At 65.8% G+C, this 17,359-nt stretch carries 13 protein-coding genes; 8 read left to right on the forward strand and 5 right to left on the reverse strand.

All coding sequences use genetic code 11. The annotated features are described in order from the left end of the window. Nucleotides 1–2 precede the first annotated feature (2 nt). On the reverse strand, nucleotides 3–1,619 hold the full coding sequence (locus ASE26_RS18865; RefSeq protein WP_055923637.1) for a phytase: 1,617 nt from the start codon (nucleotides 1,617–1,619) through the stop codon (nucleotides 3–5). After that, nucleotides 1,619–4,111, reverse strand: coding sequence for a TonB-dependent receptor (locus ASE26_RS18870; protein ID WP_055923635.1), 2,493 nt, complete (start codon nucleotides 4,109–4,111; stop codon nucleotides 1,619–1,621). The genes ASE26_RS18865 and ASE26_RS18870 overlap by 1 nt, the downstream gene beginning before the upstream one ends. Before the next feature lie 135 nt (nucleotides 4,112–4,246). Here ASE26_RS18870 and ASE26_RS18875 point away from each other — a divergent pair, with 135 nt between their 5' ends. Together ASE26_RS18875 and ASE26_RS18880 are read left to right on the forward strand one after the other, a co-directional pair. After that, nucleotides 4,247–5,152: a GGDEF domain-containing protein gene (locus ASE26_RS18875; RefSeq protein ID WP_055923633.1), complete on the forward strand. Its 906-nt coding sequence runs from the start codon at nucleotides 4,247–4,249 to the stop codon at nucleotides 5,150–5,152. Then, a complete protein-coding gene (locus tag ASE26_RS18880) occupies nucleotides 5,149–6,165 on the forward strand; it encodes an AraC family transcriptional regulator (RefSeq protein WP_055923630.1) in 1,017 nt (338 codons plus the stop codon). Before ASE26_RS18875 ends, ASE26_RS18880 begins: the two co-directional genes overlap by 4 nt. Before the next feature lie 39 nt (nucleotides 6,166–6,204). On the opposite strand, the gene ASE26_RS18885 is transcribed toward ASE26_RS18880, so the two are convergent. Further along, nucleotides 6,205–7,344 (reverse strand): hypothetical protein, encoded by a 1,140-nt coding sequence (locus tag ASE26_RS18885; RefSeq protein WP_055923627.1) that lies wholly within the window; start codon nucleotides 7,342–7,344, stop codon nucleotides 6,205–6,207. A 120-nt stretch (nucleotides 7,345–7,464) separates the two neighbouring features. Between ASE26_RS18885 and ASE26_RS18890 the strand changes: the two genes are divergently transcribed. Then, nucleotides 7,465–8,355: a LysR family transcriptional regulator gene (locus ASE26_RS18890; protein WP_055923623.1), complete on the forward strand. Its 891-nt coding sequence runs from the start codon at nucleotides 7,465–7,467 to the stop codon at nucleotides 8,353–8,355. Here ASE26_RS18890 and ASE26_RS18895 read toward each other — a convergent pair. Beyond that, complete coding sequence (locus tag ASE26_RS18895; protein ID WP_229208180.1) at nucleotides 8,352–10,727, reverse strand: diguanylate cyclase domain-containing protein; 2,376 nt, start codon at nucleotides 10,725–10,727, stop codon at nucleotides 8,352–8,354. The two genes, ASE26_RS18890 and ASE26_RS18895, sit on opposite strands and share 4 nt — an antisense overlap. A 107-nt stretch (nucleotides 10,728–10,834) precedes the next feature. Here ASE26_RS18895 and ASE26_RS18900 point away from each other — a divergent pair, with 107 nt between their 5' ends. Then, nucleotides 10,835–12,028 (forward strand): glycosyltransferase, encoded by a 1,194-nt coding sequence (locus ASE26_RS18900; protein ID WP_156397796.1) that lies wholly within the window; start codon nucleotides 10,835–10,837, stop codon nucleotides 12,026–12,028. Here the strand turns inward: ASE26_RS18900 and ASE26_RS18905 are convergent. Beyond that, the gene (locus tag ASE26_RS18905) at nucleotides 12,025–12,213 is read right to left on the reverse strand and encodes a hypothetical protein (protein WP_057246732.1); all 189 of its coding nucleotides are present in this window, start codon (nucleotides 12,211–12,213) and stop codon (nucleotides 12,025–12,027) included. The two genes, ASE26_RS18900 and ASE26_RS18905, sit on opposite strands and share 4 nt — an antisense overlap. A 205-nt stretch (nucleotides 12,214–12,418) precedes the next feature. Between ASE26_RS18905 and ASE26_RS18910 the strand changes: the two genes are divergently transcribed. From ASE26_RS18910 to ASE26_RS18925, 4 genes are read left to right on the forward strand one after another with little or no spacing between them, the layout of a single operon-like run. Further along, a complete protein-coding gene (locus ASE26_RS18910) occupies nucleotides 12,419–13,807 on the forward strand; it encodes a class I SAM-dependent methyltransferase (RefSeq protein ID WP_057246733.1) in 1,389 nt (462 codons plus the stop codon). Further along, on the forward strand, nucleotides 13,804–15,165 hold the full coding sequence (locus ASE26_RS18915) for a sensor histidine kinase (RefSeq protein WP_055923608.1): 1,362 nt from the start codon (nucleotides 13,804–13,806) through the stop codon (nucleotides 15,163–15,165). Before ASE26_RS18910 ends, ASE26_RS18915 begins: the two co-directional genes overlap by 4 nt. Continuing rightward, nucleotides 15,162–16,280, forward strand: coding sequence for a hybrid sensor histidine kinase/response regulator (locus tag ASE26_RS18920; RefSeq protein ID WP_055923605.1), 1,119 nt, complete (start codon nucleotides 15,162–15,164; stop codon nucleotides 16,278–16,280). Before ASE26_RS18915 ends, ASE26_RS18920 begins: the two co-directional genes overlap by 4 nt. Next, the gene (locus tag ASE26_RS18925; RefSeq protein WP_055923602.1) at nucleotides 16,277–17,266 is read left to right on the forward strand and encodes a response regulator; all 990 of its coding nucleotides are present in this window, start codon (nucleotides 16,277–16,279) and stop codon (nucleotides 17,264–17,266) included. Before ASE26_RS18920 ends, ASE26_RS18925 begins: the two co-directional genes overlap by 4 nt. Nucleotides 17,267–17,359 lie beyond the last annotated feature (93 nt).

Raw genomic sequence — 17,359 nt, forward strand, 5'->3', positions numbered from 1 at the left:
CACTACAGCAAGCCCAGCGCGCGGGCGATATCGTCCCATGCAACATACTTGAAATTTTGTGCGCCATCGGGCAGGCGCTTGTACCCGTCCTGCACCACCAGCATGCCGCGCGCAAAGCGGCCGCCGAGGTTGGCGGAGGTGACATCCAGGCCGTCGGTCTCCGAGGCGCCATCGATGCCTGCTTCGGGGTTCATGCCGATGCGGAAGCTGCCGCGGATGCGGTGCGGGGGCATGGCGTCGGCCACCACGTAACTGTTGCTGCCCTGGCTGGAGACGACCAGGTAGCTGGCACTGGCGCCGTGGTAGATGGCCATGCCTTCGACGTCAGCGCGCAGCGGGCCGCCGACCGGCAGGATCATTTTCGGCTCTGCCTTGGCATCTGCGCGGGCGTCGATGCTCCAGACGCCGCGCTTTTCTTCACCGGCGAACAGGCGCCCGTTGCGGTCGTCGGCAACACAGCCTTCAGGCTGGGTCGCCAGCTTGAATCGGCGCACCTCGGCGGCGGTGAAGGATCCGGCCTGGCGCCCGATGCGGTATTGCAGGTAGCTGCCGTCCTTGTCGTTGACAAAGGCCTGCAGGCCGCCGCTGGCCGGCTGGTACAGGCAGATGCCGTAAATCTTCTCCAATGGGGTCGGGAAGCGGGCGGCTTCCGCCACTATGCCAGCGGCGTCGATGGTGTACAGCACCAGCGAGTTCTCGTCGCGCTGGGTGGCAGCGGCGAGGTCGTAGGCTTGGCCGTCCAGCATGACGCCCTGGCGCAGGTCGACGTTGTTCAGGCGGCCCGATTCGAGCATTTGCAGCTGGCGGCCTTGCAGGTCGTAGACATGCAGCCCCTGCTTCTTGTTCGTGCCGAGCACGCGGCCCTCGGCGGGATGCTGGCGATCGATCCAGATCGCCGGATCGTCGGCCGCATCGCCCATGCGCGGCATGTTTTCGGTCTGCACCTGCGCTTGCACGACGACTGCTGGCGGCAAGTCGGTGTGCAACGCAATGGTGCGGCGGACCTTTCCGTCGCGGCCAAGCAGGGACACGCCTTCCCGGGCTGCTGCCAGGCCGTAGGCCGCGCCAATCGCCAGCGCGCGGCGCCCAGGGGGGCCTTCTGCGTCGGCATTGTAGGCCCAGACGCCCATGCCTTTTTCCGCAACGACCAGGCTGGCGCTCGCATCGTGCACCACGCATTGTTCGCTGTGCGGAGGCAGGGCAAGCTTGCGCAGCAATTGTGGGCGGCCGTGCAGCAGCCATTGCTCGGCCTGGCCGTCTTTCCCGGCCAGGAATGCGTACAGCAGGCCCTGGCCATCGCGGTAGAGGCAGGCGGCTTCGGGAGCAAGGGCGGAGCCGTCAAGTACCGCGCTGCCTGCCAGCGTGGCGCTGGCAGTGTCGACTGCCACGGCGATTGCGCGCTCGGTATTGGCGTCGACGACCAGCGCGGTGCCGGCGCGGTAATCGAGATGGCGGCCGCGCAAGGCCATCCGGGCGCGCTCGGCGCCATCCGCGGCGCGCAAATGCAGGCCTTGTTTGTCGAGCGACAGGGTGGCGCCGCCTGGGAGGGCAATGGTGTCAGCCGCGGCAGCGGGCAAGGCGCAGGCCAGCAGGAACGCGAGGCAAGAGAGACGGCGCATCAGAACACGCTCGCTTTCAGGCCCAGCTTATAGGTGCGGCCGTATTGCTCGTACTGGGCGTTGTGCGACTTGACGCCCTGATAAACGTAGTACTTCTCGTTACCCAGGTTGGCGACATCGAATCCCAGTTGCAAGCCTTTGGACAACTGCCAGGACAGGGAAAAGTCGACCTGCTTCTGTGTATCGACAATGCGGTCCTGTGCGCCGTTCAGCAGGTCCGAACCCAGTTCCAGCAGGTAGGGCGACTTGGTGTTCAGCGCAATACGGGTGCTGACCGGGCCGGCTTCGTAGCCTAGCATCAGGTTCATGACCCGATCAGACTGGCCCGGCATCGGGATGCGGCGCCCGAGCATTGCGCCGGCCTTGCTGTCGAAACGTGCGATATTGGCGCGCGAGCCGGTCACGGCTCCATTGGCACCGACCAGCAGGCCATTGAATGGAGCCGGCAACATGCGCAGCGGCTGCTGCCATGACAGCTCGAGACCCTTCACCTTGGCCGTGTCGCCATTGGCGTAAGTGGTGGCACTGGTGTAGCCGGCCCACTGGCCGCTGCCGGCGAGATTGGTGGTATAGGTGAAATCCTTGATGTCCTTGTAGAACAGGTAGGCCGACAGCATGCCATCGTTGCCGATCACGCGTTCGACGCCGAGGTCAAGATTGTGCGATTTGAGCGGGTTCAGGTCGGGGTTGCCGATCGTGGCTTCGGTCGCGCTGGCCAGCGCGACGCCGGGCGCCAACTGGCTGAAGTTGGCGCGCACGACGGAATTGGTCCAGGCGCTGCGCAGGCTGGTGCTGCGGTCCAGATCGTAGCGTAGTTGCAGCGATGGCAGCCAGCTGGTGTAGGACCGGCTGCGCCGCAACGGCGTGATGGCGCTGCCATTGACGCGCACGCCGGAGGCGTCGAAAGCGGTGTGCTCGGCGCGCACGCCCGCCAGCAGGCGCCAGTCGCCTTGCGACAGGGTGTTCTGGAAGTAGGCGGAATCGATATCCTCATTCAGGGCGAAGTCGTTGATGGCGGATTCGGCTGCGAGGCGGGCGGCATTACGGTCCAGCCCTGCAACGCGGGCGCGGATCGCGGCCGGATCGATGGCGGCCCCGATCTGGCCGAACGGGTAATCAAGCTGGCGGCCTTGCACAAACGATGCCATCGACAGGGAACCGCTGACAGCCTTGCTGCCGTAGCTCCACTGGTTGCTGTCGCTGGTTTTTTCGCGGCGGCTTGCCTTGGCGCCGAATTTCAGCGCCGCGTGCATTTCGCCCAGTTCGAAGACATGCCCGAGGTCGAACTTCAGGTGCTGCCCGGTATCCTTTGAGTAGCGCTGCTGCAGCGTGATCGCGTTCAGGCTGTAGCTGGACGGATCGTAGGCGGAGGCCGGCGCAGTCAATGCCGGGCGTTCGCCGTTAGTGAAACTGATGCCTTTGAAATTGGCGGCGCCGCGGAACCGGCCATCGTTCAGCGCCTCCGGCGTATCTTCGTCAGCCTTGCTGCGGCCGGCCTGGACGCCGAGCAGCCAGGCGCCGAGTTTTTGCTGGGTGCCGAGGACGGCAGACTGGATTTCCTGCGTATATTTGCGCTGGCGGATGCGGCGCTCGAGGCGGGCGCTGGCCGGGACGCCTTCGGCCAGGGTGCCGCCGCTGACGTTGCTGACGGTCAGGCGGTCGCGCACCTCGTCATCGCTGAAGCGGCTCAGGAAGGTACGCAGGAACCAGCTATTGCCGGCTTGCGGCAGGTAGTCCAGGTTCAGTGCCGCAGCCCGGCGTTCGCGCACCGGCAGGTAGTCGCGCAGTTCGAAGCCCGACAGGCGTTCGCCGTCCCACGCACCGCCCGTTTCCACGTTATCGGAACCGAATTTTCGTCTTTCTCCGCCCAGGCCTACCGCCACACCAAATTTGCCGTCGCCAAAACGGCTCGCCCACAACATGCCTGCACTGGGGCTGTTCTTGCCGGTGTTCTGGTCGTGCGAGGCGGCCGCGTTCACGGTCAGCAGTGAACCTGGCAGGTCGAAGGCGGACAGCGACTTGACTTCGACGGTGCCGCCAAGCGAGCTGGCGTCCTGTTCCGGCGTCAGGGTCTTGGTGACTTCGAGCGAGCGGATCAGGCCCGCCGGCAGCACGTCGAGCGCCACTGCGCGGCGGCTCGCTTCCGGCGACGGCACCAGCGCGCCGTTGATGGTGACCGCGTTCAGGTCGGGCCCCAGGCCGCGCACGGTGATATAGCGGCCTTCGCCCTGGTCGCGCTGCACGGAGACGCCCGGCAGGCGGGCCAGCGCTTCGGCGGCATTCTTGTCGGGCAGGTTGCCGATATCGTCGCTGCTCAAAACGTTGATGATGTTGTCAGCCTTGTCCTGGGCCGCGATGGACTTGGCCAGCACTGCGCGCTGGCCGGTAATGACGACGCTGGCGCCTGCCAGCGAAGCATCCGCACCCTCGGCGGCGATGGCATTGGCCAGTGTCAGGACGCCGGCGGCGAGAGCGCTCAATTGGGTTTTCATTTGCATTCTGTTTGGAGTGGAAGAATGCAGCGGATTATGTGAAGCCTGGATGACAGCCTGGTTACCCGGCGGTGAGCTGAAATGACCCCGTGCCTGTCATGCGCCGGTCACACGGCAGGACTAAGCTGCGCGGTTATGCTGAAACTTCATCGACATTCCCTGGTGGCCGCGGCGCTTGCCGTGATTGCGTGCCTGCTGCTGTATGCCGGCGCGGGCCAGGCCAAACCGTTCAACGCGTGGCGCTGGATGGACATTGTTGCCGAAGGCGGCATGGCGGCCATGGCGGGGCTGTGGTTCGTCATGACCCTGAGCAGCCGGCCGGGAGGGCTGGTCACGCGATTGTTGTCCGGCGGGCTGGCCGCCATCATGCTCGGCTCCTGGGCCGACTGCCTCGATGAATTCTTCCGTATCGACAAGGCAGCAAGCTGGGACAACTGGCTGGAGGCCCTGGTGCCATTCGGGATGCTGGTCCTGACGGCCGGCATCTATTACTGGCGCCACGAGCAGTTCATGCTGAACGACCACCTGGCCAAGCGCGAACGGCTGTTCCGCCAGCACCGCGCATTCGACCGCGTGACGCAACTGGCCGATGCTGCCTACATGCGGCACCAGATCCGGCTGGAGCAGGAACGCGACCCGTCCGGCCAATGCGCGCTGGTCTTATTGGACATCGACGGCTTCCACCGGATCAACCGCGAACATGGCGCGCGCGAGGGCGATCGCGTGTTGCAGGCGGTTGGGCACATGCTGTTGCTTAACCTGCGCAATGAAGACCTGCTGTGCCGCTACGCCGGTGACCGATTTGCATTGCTGTTGCCCGGCATGAAGGACGACCAGGCGCGCGCGCTGGCACAGCATTTGTGCAGCATGGTGGCGGCGATGCGCCATCATGGGCCGCAAGGTCCACTGCCGGTGAGCCTTCGTTTTGCGAGCGATGCGGCGCAAGGCGATGCAGATTGCCTGCTGGCGCGCCTGTCCGCCGCAGTCGATGGCGCCGGGGAGGTCCTTTTGCCGCGGTCGCAGGCGGCTTACGCGTCGTGATCCGCTACACGCTGCCGGACCAGGCGACCATTCCCGCGCAAGGCGTGCCATGGCACTTTTTGAAATACGCACTGCAACGCGATGCGCTGCCGGCGCCGATCGCGCGTGGCACAGGCATGCCCGGCGATGGCGGCGCGCCGTTACAGGGTACGCTGCTGAGCCCGCAGCAATGCCTGCAACTGCTCGGCAACACTTTGCGCGAACTGGATAGCCCGGACACCGGCTTTATGCTCGGCCAACACATGCTGCCCGGCGCAGATCCCGCTCTGTCGGGCGCACTGCGCCAGGCCGCGTCGCTTGGGCAGGCGCTCGCGATCCTGTGCGAGTGGCCGTCGTTCCTATCGCCATTGCTGCGCCCACGCCTGCACGTTGGCGACGGCCAGGCTGTGCTGTACTGGAGCGACAGCCATGGCGCGCCCGGCCTGCGCGCGGCGCTGGTGGAGATGCATATGACGGCCGTGGTGTCGCTGGCGCGCTGGCTGGGCGGCCGCCGCCTGCCGTGGCGCTTCTGTTTTAACCGCGCCCGGCCGCGCCACATCGAGCAGCATGAGGTGCATCTTGGCGGCGACCTGCGTTTCGATTGCCAGCTCGACGCCATGCTGCTGGATGCTGCGTTGCTGTCGCAGCCATGGCCGGGCGGGAATGCCGATGCATGCGCGGCCGGCCTGGCTGCCGCAGGCGGGCGTGGGCGCGCGCCCAGCTTGGCCGATGCACTGTACGACTACCTGCTGGCCGAAGTACGCTGCGCTCCCACGCTGGAAAGTGCGAGTGCGGCTTTCGGTGTCAGCCCTGCGACGCTCAAGCGACACCTGGCTCGCTACGGCACGCACTTCGTGGCGGAGCTGGACCAGGTCCGCACCCACGTGGCCTTGTACCTTTTCCAATCGCGGCGGGCCGACAATGAGGCAGTAGCGGATTACCTGGGCTTCCATGATGCAGCCAATTTCCGTCGATCCTTCAAGCGCTGGACCGGGCTGACACCGGCATTGCTGAGGGCATCCCTGGCGGGCTAGGACCGGCATGCCGGAAGCATTGGCCCGCCGGGGCGAGGCTCAGGCAAGTGCGAACAATTGCGAATAGACGCGGGCTGCCATCAGTCCCAGCGGCTGGTGATGCACGGCTGGCCCCATGTGGCGGGCGAGCAGGGTCATGGCTTCGGCCTTGCCGCCGCAGGCTGCGATCTGGGCTTCCAGCAGGCCAAGCTCGCTGGAGATGGTTTCCCAGGCGTGCTCGTCGCCGTCGAAGCGGTGGCGCAGGATGGGGCGGGGGTCTTCCGGCACCGGCGGCGCCTCGGCGGCCTCCGTAATGCCGGCCGCAGGCGCAGCGAAGATGGCAGGCATGGCGGATCCGTTGGCAACCGGCGGGTCCTGTGGCGCGCCGTCTTCCGGCGTCGCCGGCATGGTTTGCAGGCCGATGCGACCGAGGGCATAGCCCAGCTCGACTTGCTGCATGAACTGGGCCGCTGTTTCAGGCGCCTCGCCGAGCATGGCGCGCAGCACATTGAGGATGACGCTGTCGGAAGGCGGCGGGGGCGGCAATGCGATGCCGAGTTCTGCCAGTTCAAGCAGCAGCGAAGGCTGGGCGGCGGGCTGGTCCGCGACGGCGAGCTGATAGCCAAGCAGCTCAGCCACGTAGGGTTCGCCCGCGCTGGCCAGCGCGAGCCGGATAGCGCCTTGCACGAAGCCGCCGTCTTCCAGGTCTTGCCAGGTGCTGCAGGCCTGGACGGCAAGCACTTGTCGCACTTGCGCAACATGATTAGCCGCCGGAATGCCTTTGCCGAGGTAATCGAGGTAAAGCTTGACCAGCGGCATATAGGCCGCCTGCCGCCAATGGTCGAGCACACTATGCAGCCAGGCGCCTTCGACCAGCAAGCCGGGCGCCTGCACGCTCAGGAAGCGGCGTGCCTGGGCCAGCGTCGCAAAGTGGCGGCGCGGGGCGCCTTCCTGCCGTCCTTGCTGGTATTGCCGGAACTCCTCGGCGCGGTTGCGGCTGCGCAGTTCCAGCCATTCTTCCAGGCCGTGCAGGCCGCCGCTCCAGGATGATGGCAGGGCTGCCGCCTCGGCCAACCGCCGCTGCAGGTAGCCAGTTGCGGCGGCGCGGTCGGGCGCCTCGCGCAGCAGCATATACAGCTGTTGCGAGGGGCCGCTGGCTGCGGCCTGGGGGCTACGGCTAAGTGGAAGTGTGGTCATCATGTCAACCAGTATCCAATTGCAAGGCAGTGTTTCCAAGCAGAGAGAAGCGCGCCGCCATGTCGGACCAGTCTTACATGGTCGTGTAAAATCGGCCGCCATTGGTAAAACACAGGATCGCACATGCTTGACGCAATGTCGATGGACCAGCTGCGTACTTTCATCGCGGCCGCCGAAGAGGGCAGTTTTTCGGCAGCGGGGCGCAAGCTGCGGCGCGCGCAATCGGTGGTCAGCCAGACCCTCGCCAACCTCGAAATGCAAGTCGGCTTCCAGTTGTTTGACCGCAGCGGCCGCTATCCGCAATTGACGGAACAGGGGCGCGCCTTGCTCGATTGCGCGCGCGCCGCGGCCAGCAGCATGGATGGCTTCAAGGCCAGGGCCCGTACCCTAGCCGAGGGACTGGAAGCGGAACTGTCGGTCGCGGTCGACGTGATGTTCCCGATCGGGCGGCTGACGGAGGCGGTGCGGGTCTTCCATCACGAGTTTCCCGGCACGCCGCTGCGCCTTGATGTGGAAGCCCTGGGCGCCGTGGTGCAGCCCTTGCTGGAGCGGCGCTGCCGGCTAGCCGTGATCGGTTCTTATCCCGATGTGCCGCCAGAGTGCGAAACGGACTTCCTGTTCGAGGTGCCGGTGGTGGCAGTGGCGGCGGCCGGCCACCCTTTGGCCGCCATGCCTGCGCCGATTGCGCGCAGCGAGGCGGCGCGCCATGTGCAGCTGATCTTGAGCGACCGCTCGACGCTCACCGCGGGACGTCAATTCGGTGTGGTCAACCAGCAAGGCTGGCGCCTGGCGGACCTGGGCGCCAAGCATGCTTTCCTGCGCGCGGGCCTGGGCTGGGGCGGCATGCCGCGCCATATGGTGCAAGACGAGCTGGCGCGCGGCACGCTGGTCGAGCTGTCGCTGGAAGCGAGTCCGGTTCTGGGCCAGGCATTTTCAATGTATGCAAGCTGGCGCAAGGACCTGCCGCCGGGGCCGGCCGGGCGCCGCTTGATTGAGTTGCTGCGCGCGGCCTAGGGCTGGGATATCGCCGCTTCCGGCAGGCCGCGGCCATTGTCGATGGTGAAGCCGTTGCGGCCGCGGCGTTTGGTATCGTACAGCGCCATATCGGCGCGCCCGATCAGGCCGCCCGCCGTTTCGGTGCCGCCGGCATACAGTGCAATGCCGATGCTGGTGGTGACGCGCAGTGGCGCGTCGAGCACGGTGAAATCGTGCGCCACGGCAGCCATGACCTTCTCCGCCAGGAGCTGGACCTCGCCGGCATGGCGGATATTTTCAAACACGATCACGAATTCATCGCCAGCCAGGCGCGCCGCGGTATCGGTGGTGCGCACGCTGCCGGACAGGCGCAGTGCGAATTCCTTCAACACTTCGTCCCCGCCGGCGTGGCCCAGGCTGTCGTTGATGTGCTTGAAATTGTCGATGTCGAGGTAGGCCAGCGCCATCTGGCTGTCCTGGCGCCGCACGCGTTCGATGGCCTGGTCCAGCACGTCTTCGAACTGGCGCCGGTTGGGGATGCCGGTCAGCGGGTCGCGCCGCGCCTGGCGCAGCAATTCCGCTTCCACCTCGCGGCTGCGGGTAACGTCGGTGGTCAGGGCGTAGACCAAAGGTACGCTGCCGTCCTTGCGCACATCGGGCACGAAAATGGTTTCCAGCACGCGCGGCTCGCCGTGCAGGCGGGCGGTCGATTCGTATTCCGTGACTTCACCGCTGAAGGCGCGGTCAAGCCAGGGGCGCGCTTCTTGGTAGGCGCTGCCGCCGGCTACGCTGGCCATCGGGCGCCCGGGCAGGGTATCGGGATCGGTATCGAGCCAGCGGCGGTAGGTGGCGTTGCCGAACTGCAGGACGTGCTCGCGGTCGATGGCGCTGATCATCACCGGCAAATGGTCGGCAATCAGGCGCAGGCGCTTCTCGCTGGCAGCCTGCGCCAGTTCGGCAGTCTTGCGCTCGGTGATGTCGGTGCACATCATGTAGAAGCCAGGCACGCTGCCATCGGGCGCCAGGTCCGGCACCAGTTCGGCCATCAGGTGCAGGTGGCGCTCCAGTTCCTCGCCGGGGCGCTCGACGTGGACGCGGCGTCCGGCCAGCACGATATCGAAGCAATCCTTCCAGCGTTCGCAGGCTTCGGTGCCAAATACTTCATCGAAACGCTTGCCGAGCATGGTGCGCGGGTCGATGCCGAGCAGGAATTCGTAATGCTCGTTGGTGAAATGGTAGCGCAGGTCGCGGTCGATATAGGCCACCAGGGCCGGGATGTTGTCGGCGATCACGCGCGCCCGTTTTTCGCTTGCGGCCAGCCGGTCCTGCGCGGCCTGGCGTTCCGCCGTCAGTTCATACAGGGCTTCGCTGAGCTCGCCGATCTCGTCCTTGCCGCCGCTGCGCAGCAGGCTGATATCGCCGCCGCGGTTGCGGATGGCATGCAGGTTGGCGCGCAGTTTCTGCAGCGGCGACAGCAGGGCGTTGATCATCAGCCAGCTCAGCACCCCGGCCACCGCCGCAAACACCGTTGCCGCCAGCACCGCTTGCTGGCGCATGCTGATCATGGGCGCGAATGCTTCGGCAGTCGGGTAGCGCGCCGCCACGATCCAGTTGGTGGCGCTCAGCCGCTTATAGGAATAGATGCCGTCCACGCCATCCTTGTTGCTCGCCTCCATCCACCCTTCAAAGCCATCGAGCGCGCGCTGGGTACCGAGGTTAAGGCCGGGGCGCGCGTTGATATGCTCCAGCAGGCGTGACTTGTTGGGGTGATTGACCAGCAGGCCGTCGGTGGTCATGATGAACATGAAGCCTGTTTTGCCCGGCTTCATGGTATTGAAATGGTGGAAGAAGTCGGAGTTCAGCAAGTCGATGCTGCCCACCAGGACCGCCTGCACGTCGCCGCCGCTGTCGATGATGGGATGGGTCAATACGACGACGGGCAAATTGGACACGCGACCGCGCAGGGGCGGTGATATGATGGCCCGCTTTTGCGCCAGGGTCTGGACGAAATAGGGGCGGTCGGCCACGTTGGGCTTGTCCTGCTGCGGCGTGCGCAGGCTGGCCAGGTAGCGTCCATTGCTGTCGAACGCCGCCACGTTGGCAAATTCGGCGGAGGCCGAGGCATGGCGCTCGATGGCGGCGTGAATCGCGGAGGGCGTGCGCTGGGTCGCCGGAATCGCGTCCGCGATGGAGCTTAGCAGCAGGCGTTTGCTGGCCAGTTGCTCGTCGATATGGGCGGCGGCGACCGACAGGAGGCTGAACTGTTGCTGGCCGATCACGCTTTTCATGTCCCGTTCCGACATCGACAGGGCCAGCCAGGTCACGATGCTGGTGGCTGCAAGCACGAACAAGATGACCACGCAGGTCATGCGCGCACGCAAGCTCTGGGGTAGCAGTCGGGTGAGGGCCATGGCTTAGTATTGCACACCTGTTTGCGAGTGTGTTCTAAAATCCAAGGCACAGCCTTAACTGGAAATAATGTGAAAAATGCAATGACACTTGGCTGGGTGAACTGAGAATGGCTCATTTCCACCTGGCTTGGGAATTAGGGGGGGACCTGGCCCATGCAGGACGCTTGCGGGTCATTGCGCAAGCCCTGCTGGCACGCGGCCATGCGGTCAGCCTGTCGGTGCGCGACCTGGGCCAGGCCCGGCGCCTGCTGGGCGGACTCGAGGTGACGATGCTGCAGGCGCCGCTCTGGCTGCACGGCGCCGCCCAGCATGCGGCCAGCCTGGCCGAAATCATGCTCAGTTCCGGCTACCGCGAAGCGCAGGGACTGGACGGCCTGGTACGCGGCTGGCGCTCGGCGCTGCAGTTGCTGAAGCCCGACGTGGTGGTGGCCGAGTTTGCGCCCACGGCCTTGCTGGCGGCGCGCACCCTGGACATTCCTTCGGCGGCAATCGGTGCCGGTTTCACCTTGCCGCCGCCGGGCCAGCCCTTGCCCAATTTCCGCCCGTGGGAAGCGATGGACCTGCAGCGCCTGGCTGCGGCCGAAATGCATGCCCTGAAAGTCATGAATACGGTACTGGTGCACCATGGCGGCGTGCCATATGTGCAGGCGGCCGATGCGCTGCTGGGGCGCCAGCATTTCCTGTGCGCCTGGCCTGAACTGGACCATTATGGGCGCCCGCCCGAGCGCGAACAGTGGTACGGCCCCGCCTTCGTGGCGCCGGCTGGCGAAGCGCCGCAGTGGCCGCCCGGCCACGGCCACAAGGTATTCGTCTACCTGCGCCAGGAACATCCGGCCCACGTCGCGGTGCTGCACGCCCTGGTGATGGAAGGCTGCCGGGTGCTCTGCTACCAACCGGAAGTAGCTGCCGGCGCGGTGCCGCCGGTACATGCCACCAGCCTGGCATATGCACGCGGGCCGGTCGACCTGGCGGCAGCGCTGGCCGAGTCGCGCATCTGCGTCAGCCAGGCGGGCGAGGGCAGCATCGCGCATTCCCTGCTGGCCGCGGTGCCCATGCTGCTGTTGCCGACCCAGCTCGAGCGCTACCTGCTGGCGGCGCGCCTGGAACAGGCCGGCGTGGCGGTCAACGGCGGTCGCCTGCCGGGGGCGGTGGATTGGCGCAGCGTGGTGCGCAGTTTGCTGATGGACGGGCGTACCCTGATGGCGGCGCGCGGCGTCGCCAACCGTTATGCCGGCTTCACGCCGGCGCAGATGGCCGACCGGCTGGCTGCCCGCCTCGAACTGCTGGCGGCGAACGCTTAATGTGCTGTGCCTGGCCGGTGCTGATCGCAATACTGGCGCCAGGCCAGTTCTTCCAGCGCGGCCACCGCGTCGCGCAGTCCGTCAAAACGTGCATCGGTGAAACTGCGGGCAAACCGTTCGTGGAATTCCGCCCGCTCCAGTTCGGCGGGCGGCTGCTTGCGTGGCTGCTTGCGTGACTGCTCCATCGTATTCTCCAAGACTTGGGCCCATTTTGGCGGCGGGAAATGGTCGCGTCTGTGCGGCAGCGTACTGTTGGCAAGTGGGTACGCTTATCATTTATATAAGCCTTACTGTTATGCAGCCAATTCTTCATAGTGAAACGTTGCGATTTGCGCCACAAGTCAGTACACTCAATTTAATTCACGGCAACCATTTAAGTTCCGAATAAAAGTGTATTCACAGGCGCAAATCGATCCGGTCGTCAGTTTCCTGAACACGCAAGGTGAAGCGGTCCGCGGCACCATCGTGACGCTCCAGCGCAAGTCGCTGGTGATGGAAGTGTATAACCCGTATTCCATCGTGCAGGTCAGCGAAGTGTTAAGCGAGCTGACGGTACGCATGGGAACGGCCAGCGCCTACATCGGCAAGGCGGTAGTGATCAGCATGGTCAACACCGGCCTGACTGCCGTGGTGTCGGTGACGCTGATCGACGAATGGCGCGAGCTGAGCGAGGTGGTGATGCTGCCGGGCGCAGTGGGCCGCGAAGCGAGCAAGTTCGTGGCGGACTGGGACGAGCGCTTCCGCATCCGGCGCGATTACCAGATTGCCGTCAACGAGTCGCGCGCCTACCTGGCCGAGGTGGCGCGCTGGGTGGAGCAGGTCGACCTGTCCGATTCGCTGCCGAAAGAGGGCGGCCGCCTGCGCGCCGACGTCTTTGCCGAGCTGGCCGAGCCGCTGATCATGCGCGTGCGCCGCTATTTCGACGACCTGAACAAGGAAGCCGCCCTGGTCGAGGCCGATGCGGCTGCGGCCCACCGCGCTTTTGCCCAGGGCGCGCTGCACCCGCTGATCCTGCGCGCGCCGTTCGTGTTCCGCACCTTCAGCAAGCCGCTCGGCTATGCCGGCGACTATGAGATGGTGAACCAGATCCTGGGCGACCCGCGCCAGGGCCCCAGCACCTACTTCCAGATCGTCAACGCCGCCTTCCTGCAGACGGCGGTGGCGGTGGCGCACCGCAACCGCATCGAAATCCTGGTCGGGTTCCTGAAGCGCCAGGCCGACGCGGCGCGGCGCGTGGGCCGCCCCTACCGCGTGCTGAACGTGGGTTGCGGGCCGGCGCAGGAGATCCAGCGCTTCCTGCGCGAGTACGACGAGCCGCACTGGCTGTCGTTCGAGCTGGTCGACTTCAGCGAAGAAACCCTGGCCTGGACGCGCGGCCAACTGGGCGGCATCAGCGCCGGGCTGGCGCGCCAGCCCGACATCCGCTTCGTGCAGGACTCCGTGCACAACCTGCTGAAACGCCGCGTGGACGGTCCGCAAGCGGGGGCCGACTTCGATGTGGTGTATTGCGCCGGCCTGTTCGACTACCTGTCGGACAAGGTCTGCCACCGCCTGCTGAACTATTTCGCTTCCTGCATGAAGAGCGGCGGGCGCCTGCTGGTGACCAACGTCCACAGCAACAATCCGGAGCGCCCCGGCATGGAACACCTGCTGGAGTGGTACCTGATCTACCGCGACGAAGCCAAGATGGAACAACTGCTGCCGCCGCAATCGCGCGCGCGCCTCACCTATGTCGATGCGACCGGCGTCAATGTGTTTGCCGAAGCGTCGCTGCCATGACCGGACCGGCACCCTACGTGAGCCCACACCTGCATGCGGCCTATGAGTCGGACCTGCGCGCCTACCGGCTGCGCTTCAGCCGCGGCGGCGCCTGGACCGCGATCGGCCTGGTGCTGCTTGGCATCGGCCTCGATTTCAGCCTGTATCCCGACCACCTGGGGTCCTTTACGCTGGCACGGGTGCTGGTGTCCCTGGCCATCCTGGGCATTATCGGCCTGATGCGCCAGCCCTGGGGCGCGCGCCATGTGGAAGCGATGAGCTTCACCTGGCTGATGCTGCCGCAGATCATGATTGCCTGGATGATTGCCGTGACCGAAGGCGCCTCCTCGATTTATTATGCGGGCCTGAACCTGGGCGTGTTCGCCTCGGCCATCGCGTTTGCCTTCCGCATGTGGCAGAACCTGACGCTGGGCCTGCTCACCTACCTGCTGTACGCGGCCGCCTGCTGGGTGCATGACGGCCAGGCGCCGGTGGGCGGCGCCTTTGCCGTCAATTCGCTGCTGCTGGCCTTCAGCGCCATTGCCAGCGCGGTCTGCACCTATTACAACGAGCAGGCGCGCTTCAACCTGTTCCAGTTGAAGGCGGAACTGGCCGACAAGAACGCCCAGCTGGAAGCCAACAACCGCAGCCTGGCCGAGATCAAGGGCCAGATGCTGCAGCAGGAAAAGATGGCAGCCCTGGGTACGCTGGCTGCGGGCCTGCTGCACGAGGTGAACAACCCGGTCAACTTCTGCATGATGGCGATCGACATCGCGATGGAGGAGCCGGGCGCAAAAGGCAGCGAAGTGCTGCTGGAATGCCTGACCGATGCCAAGTCCGGCATGCAGCGCGTGCAGTACATCGTGTCCGACCTGAAGACTTTCGCCTACCGAAAGTCCGGCAGCGACCACGAGAGCGCACAATTCCTGTTCGAGCGCGCACTGGAATCGTCGGTGCGCCTGGTAGGCCACGAGATCAAGGGCATCAAGGTCAATCGCCATCTGCAGCCCGATACCCTGGTGCGCGGCGACGAAGCGGCCATCATCGGCGTGCTGATCAACCTGCTGAGCAATGCGGCGCTGGCCATGCGCAAGGGCGCGACGCAGGATCCGGCCATCGATGTCTATGCGGAAGCGCGCGGCGAGCGCCTGAAGATCACGGTGCGCGACAACGGCCCGGGCATCGCGCCGGAGAATATCGGCCGCGTCTTCGAACCGTTTTTCACCACGCGCGAAGTGGGGCAGGGCCTGGGCCTGGGCCTGTCGATCTGCTACAGCGTGATCCAGCGCCACGGCGGCCAACTGGCGGCCGAAAGCGTGCCGGGCGAATGGACCCGGTTTACCTTTGACCTGCCGCGCGTGAGCGGAGGCGAGAAATGAGCGATCGCAGCCAGCAGGCAACGGTGCTGTATGTGGACGACGAGGAATTGGCGCGCAAGTATTTTGCGCGCGCGGTGGAGAACGACTTCACGGTACTGACCGCGCCCAGCGTGGACGAGGCGCTCGTGATCCTGGCCAGGCCCGACAGCGATATCGACGTGCTGGTCACCGACTACCGCATGCCGGGCCGCGTCGGCGGCGAGCTGCTGCGCCAGGTCGAGCGCGATTACCCGCACCTGGTGCGCATCCTGGTCACGGCCTATGCCGACAAGGAGGTGCTGCTGGAAACCATCAACGGCGGCGACATCTTCCGCATCCTGGAAAAGCCGCTGGACGCCAATATGGTGCGCGACGCGCTGCGCCTGGCCAGTGAAAATGCGCGCGAGCGCGCCATGCGCCGCCAAAGCCTGCTGGCGATCGAGGAGACGGTGGCCTTCCTGGCGCACGAACTGAATACGCCGCTGGCCACCATCGCCAATTTCGCGCGCAATATCCAGCGCCGCGTCAACGCCCAGGCGGAAGACAAGGGCTTGCCGCTGCGGGCCGATATCGGCAACGCCGCGGCGCACATGAACGACAATGCGCGCTACTGCCTGTCGGTGCTGGCTTCGTTTGTCGAATCGGTCAAGCGCGCCAGCGTGGTGCCGACCGCGCGCCTGGCCAGCGGCAGCGCGCAGCAGATGGTCGCGGCCCTGCTGGGCGTGTATCCGCTGGCGCCCGGCCAGCGCGAGATGATCGAAGTCGATGTGCAGGCCGACTTCAATGTGCGCGCCTCGCCGAACTGCGTGGCGCTGGTGCTGTCCTCGCTGCTCAGCAACGCGCTGCGCGCGCTGCAGGGCCAGTCCGGCCCGCGCATCAGGCTCACCGTGGGCGTTGCCGAGCGGCCGTATATTATCGTGCAGGACAATGGCCCCGGCATTGCGCCGGCGCTGCTGAACCGCCTGCTGCTGGACCCGGTGTCCATGCACGGCAGCGAAGGCGGCAGCGGCTGGGGCCTGATCTTCTGCAACCGCGTGATGCAATCGTTCGGCGGCAACCTGCGGGTGCAGTCGGAACCGGGTCGCGCCACCACCGTCACCATGAATTTCCCGGAGTTAGAGAAGGAACGAGCATGACAGAACAACCGACCAAACAAACGCCGGCGATCCTCTACGTCGACGACGAGGCGACCGCCCTCAAATATTTCCAGCGCGCCCTCGGCGCGCTGGCGCCCGTGTACGTGGCCGAGTCGGTGGAGGAGGGCAAGCGTATGCTCGACGAGCACGCCGACGAGATCGCGGTGCTGGTGTCCGACCAGCGCATGCCCGGCGCCTATGGCAATGAGCTGCTGTTCTACGCCTGGGACCGCTACCCGCATATCGTGCGCATCCTCACCACCGCCTATTCGGAACTGGAGCACACGGTGGACGCGGTCAACCAGGGCCAGATCCACCGCTATATCCAGAAGCCATGGGATATTGCCGCGCTGCGCATGGAACTGAAACAGGCACTGGCCCTGGCCAAGCTGCAGAAGGAACATTCGCAACTGCTGCGCGAAAAGCTGCTGGTACGCCAGAAGCAGGCCGTAGCCAGCCGCATCGGCACCCTGTACACGCTGGCGGCCAGCCTGTCGGCCGGGCCGTCCTTCGTGCCGGTGGAAAGCTACCTGGCAGGCGCCCTCAGCGCCGGCATGACGCCGCCGGAACCGGACTGGCTGATGCTGGACCATTCCGACCTGATCAGCTCGGAGGCCTTCCGCAGCGCCGCCTTCGGCTGCGCCGTGCGCGACCACCTGCTGGAGCTGGAGCAGCGCTATGCCGATGCCGACCCGGCGCATGCCTTTGCGCTGCTGGGGGAGGCCTTCGGCCCGACCTTCCGCGCGGTCGATGCCAGCCATGCACTGTTCCTGAAGGCGTCCCAGCTCACCGAATTCCTGGAAACGCCAACCAGCGCGCCGGTCTCGTCGCAACACGCGTTCTGGCTGGCATGCCTGCTGTGGCTGGGCAAGCGCGGCGCGTCGCTGCAAATGGCCAGCAATGTACTGGGCGTCGAATGCCGCCTGGTGCAGGCCGACGCCGCCCTGACGCCGTCGCAGCTGGCGGCCTGGGTCGAGCAGTTCTGAGCGGTGCAGCGCCGGCACGCCGGGAGCCGCTCTCGTTACGTGCGCTGTGCCTGGCAAGGCTTGGCTAGCATGGGGGCAGCAACGGACATCAGG

It is taken from the genome of Duganella sp. Root198D2 (assembly GCF_001428585.1).
Lineage (GTDB): Bacteria > Pseudomonadota > Gammaproteobacteria > Burkholderiales > Burkholderiaceae_D > Rugamonas.

Coding starts and splice junctions, on each gene's coding strand:
- ASE26_RS18865 (WP_055923637.1), bottom strand. CDS start 1,619: ATGCGCCGTCTCTCTTGCCTCGCGTTCCTGCTGGCCTGCGCCTTGCCC.
- ASE26_RS18870 (WP_055923635.1), bottom strand. CDS start 4,111: ATGAAAACCCAATTGAGCGCTCTCGCCGCCGGCGTCCTGACACTGGCC.
- ASE26_RS18875 (WP_055923633.1), top strand. CDS start 4,247: ATGCTGAAACTTCATCGACATTCCCTGGTGGCCGCGGCGCTTGCCGTG.
- ASE26_RS18885 (WP_055923627.1), bottom strand. CDS start 7,344: ATGATGACCACACTTCCACTTAGCCGTAGCCCCCAGGCCGCAGCCAGC.
- ASE26_RS18890 (WP_055923623.1), top strand. CDS start 7,465: ATGCTTGACGCAATGTCGATGGACCAGCTGCGTACTTTCATCGCGGCC.
- ASE26_RS18895 (WP_229208180.1), bottom strand. CDS start 10,727: ATGGCCCTCACCCGACTGCTACCCCAGAGCTTGCGTGCGCGCATGACC.
- ASE26_RS18900 (WP_156397796.1), top strand. CDS start 10,835: ATGGCTCATTTCCACCTGGCTTGGGAATTAGGGGGGGACCTGGCCCAT.
- ASE26_RS18905 (WP_057246732.1), bottom strand. CDS start 12,213: ATGGAGCAGTCACGCAAGCAGCCACGCAAGCAGCCGCCCGCCGAACTG.
- ASE26_RS18915 (WP_055923608.1), top strand. CDS start 13,804: ATGACCGGACCGGCACCCTACGTGAGCCCACACCTGCATGCGGCCTAT.
- ASE26_RS18920 (WP_055923605.1), top strand. CDS start 15,162: ATGAGCGATCGCAGCCAGCAGGCAACGGTGCTGTATGTGGACGACGAG.
- ASE26_RS18925 (WP_055923602.1), top strand. CDS start 16,277: ATGACAGAACAACCGACCAAACAAACGCCGGCGATCCTCTACGTCGAC.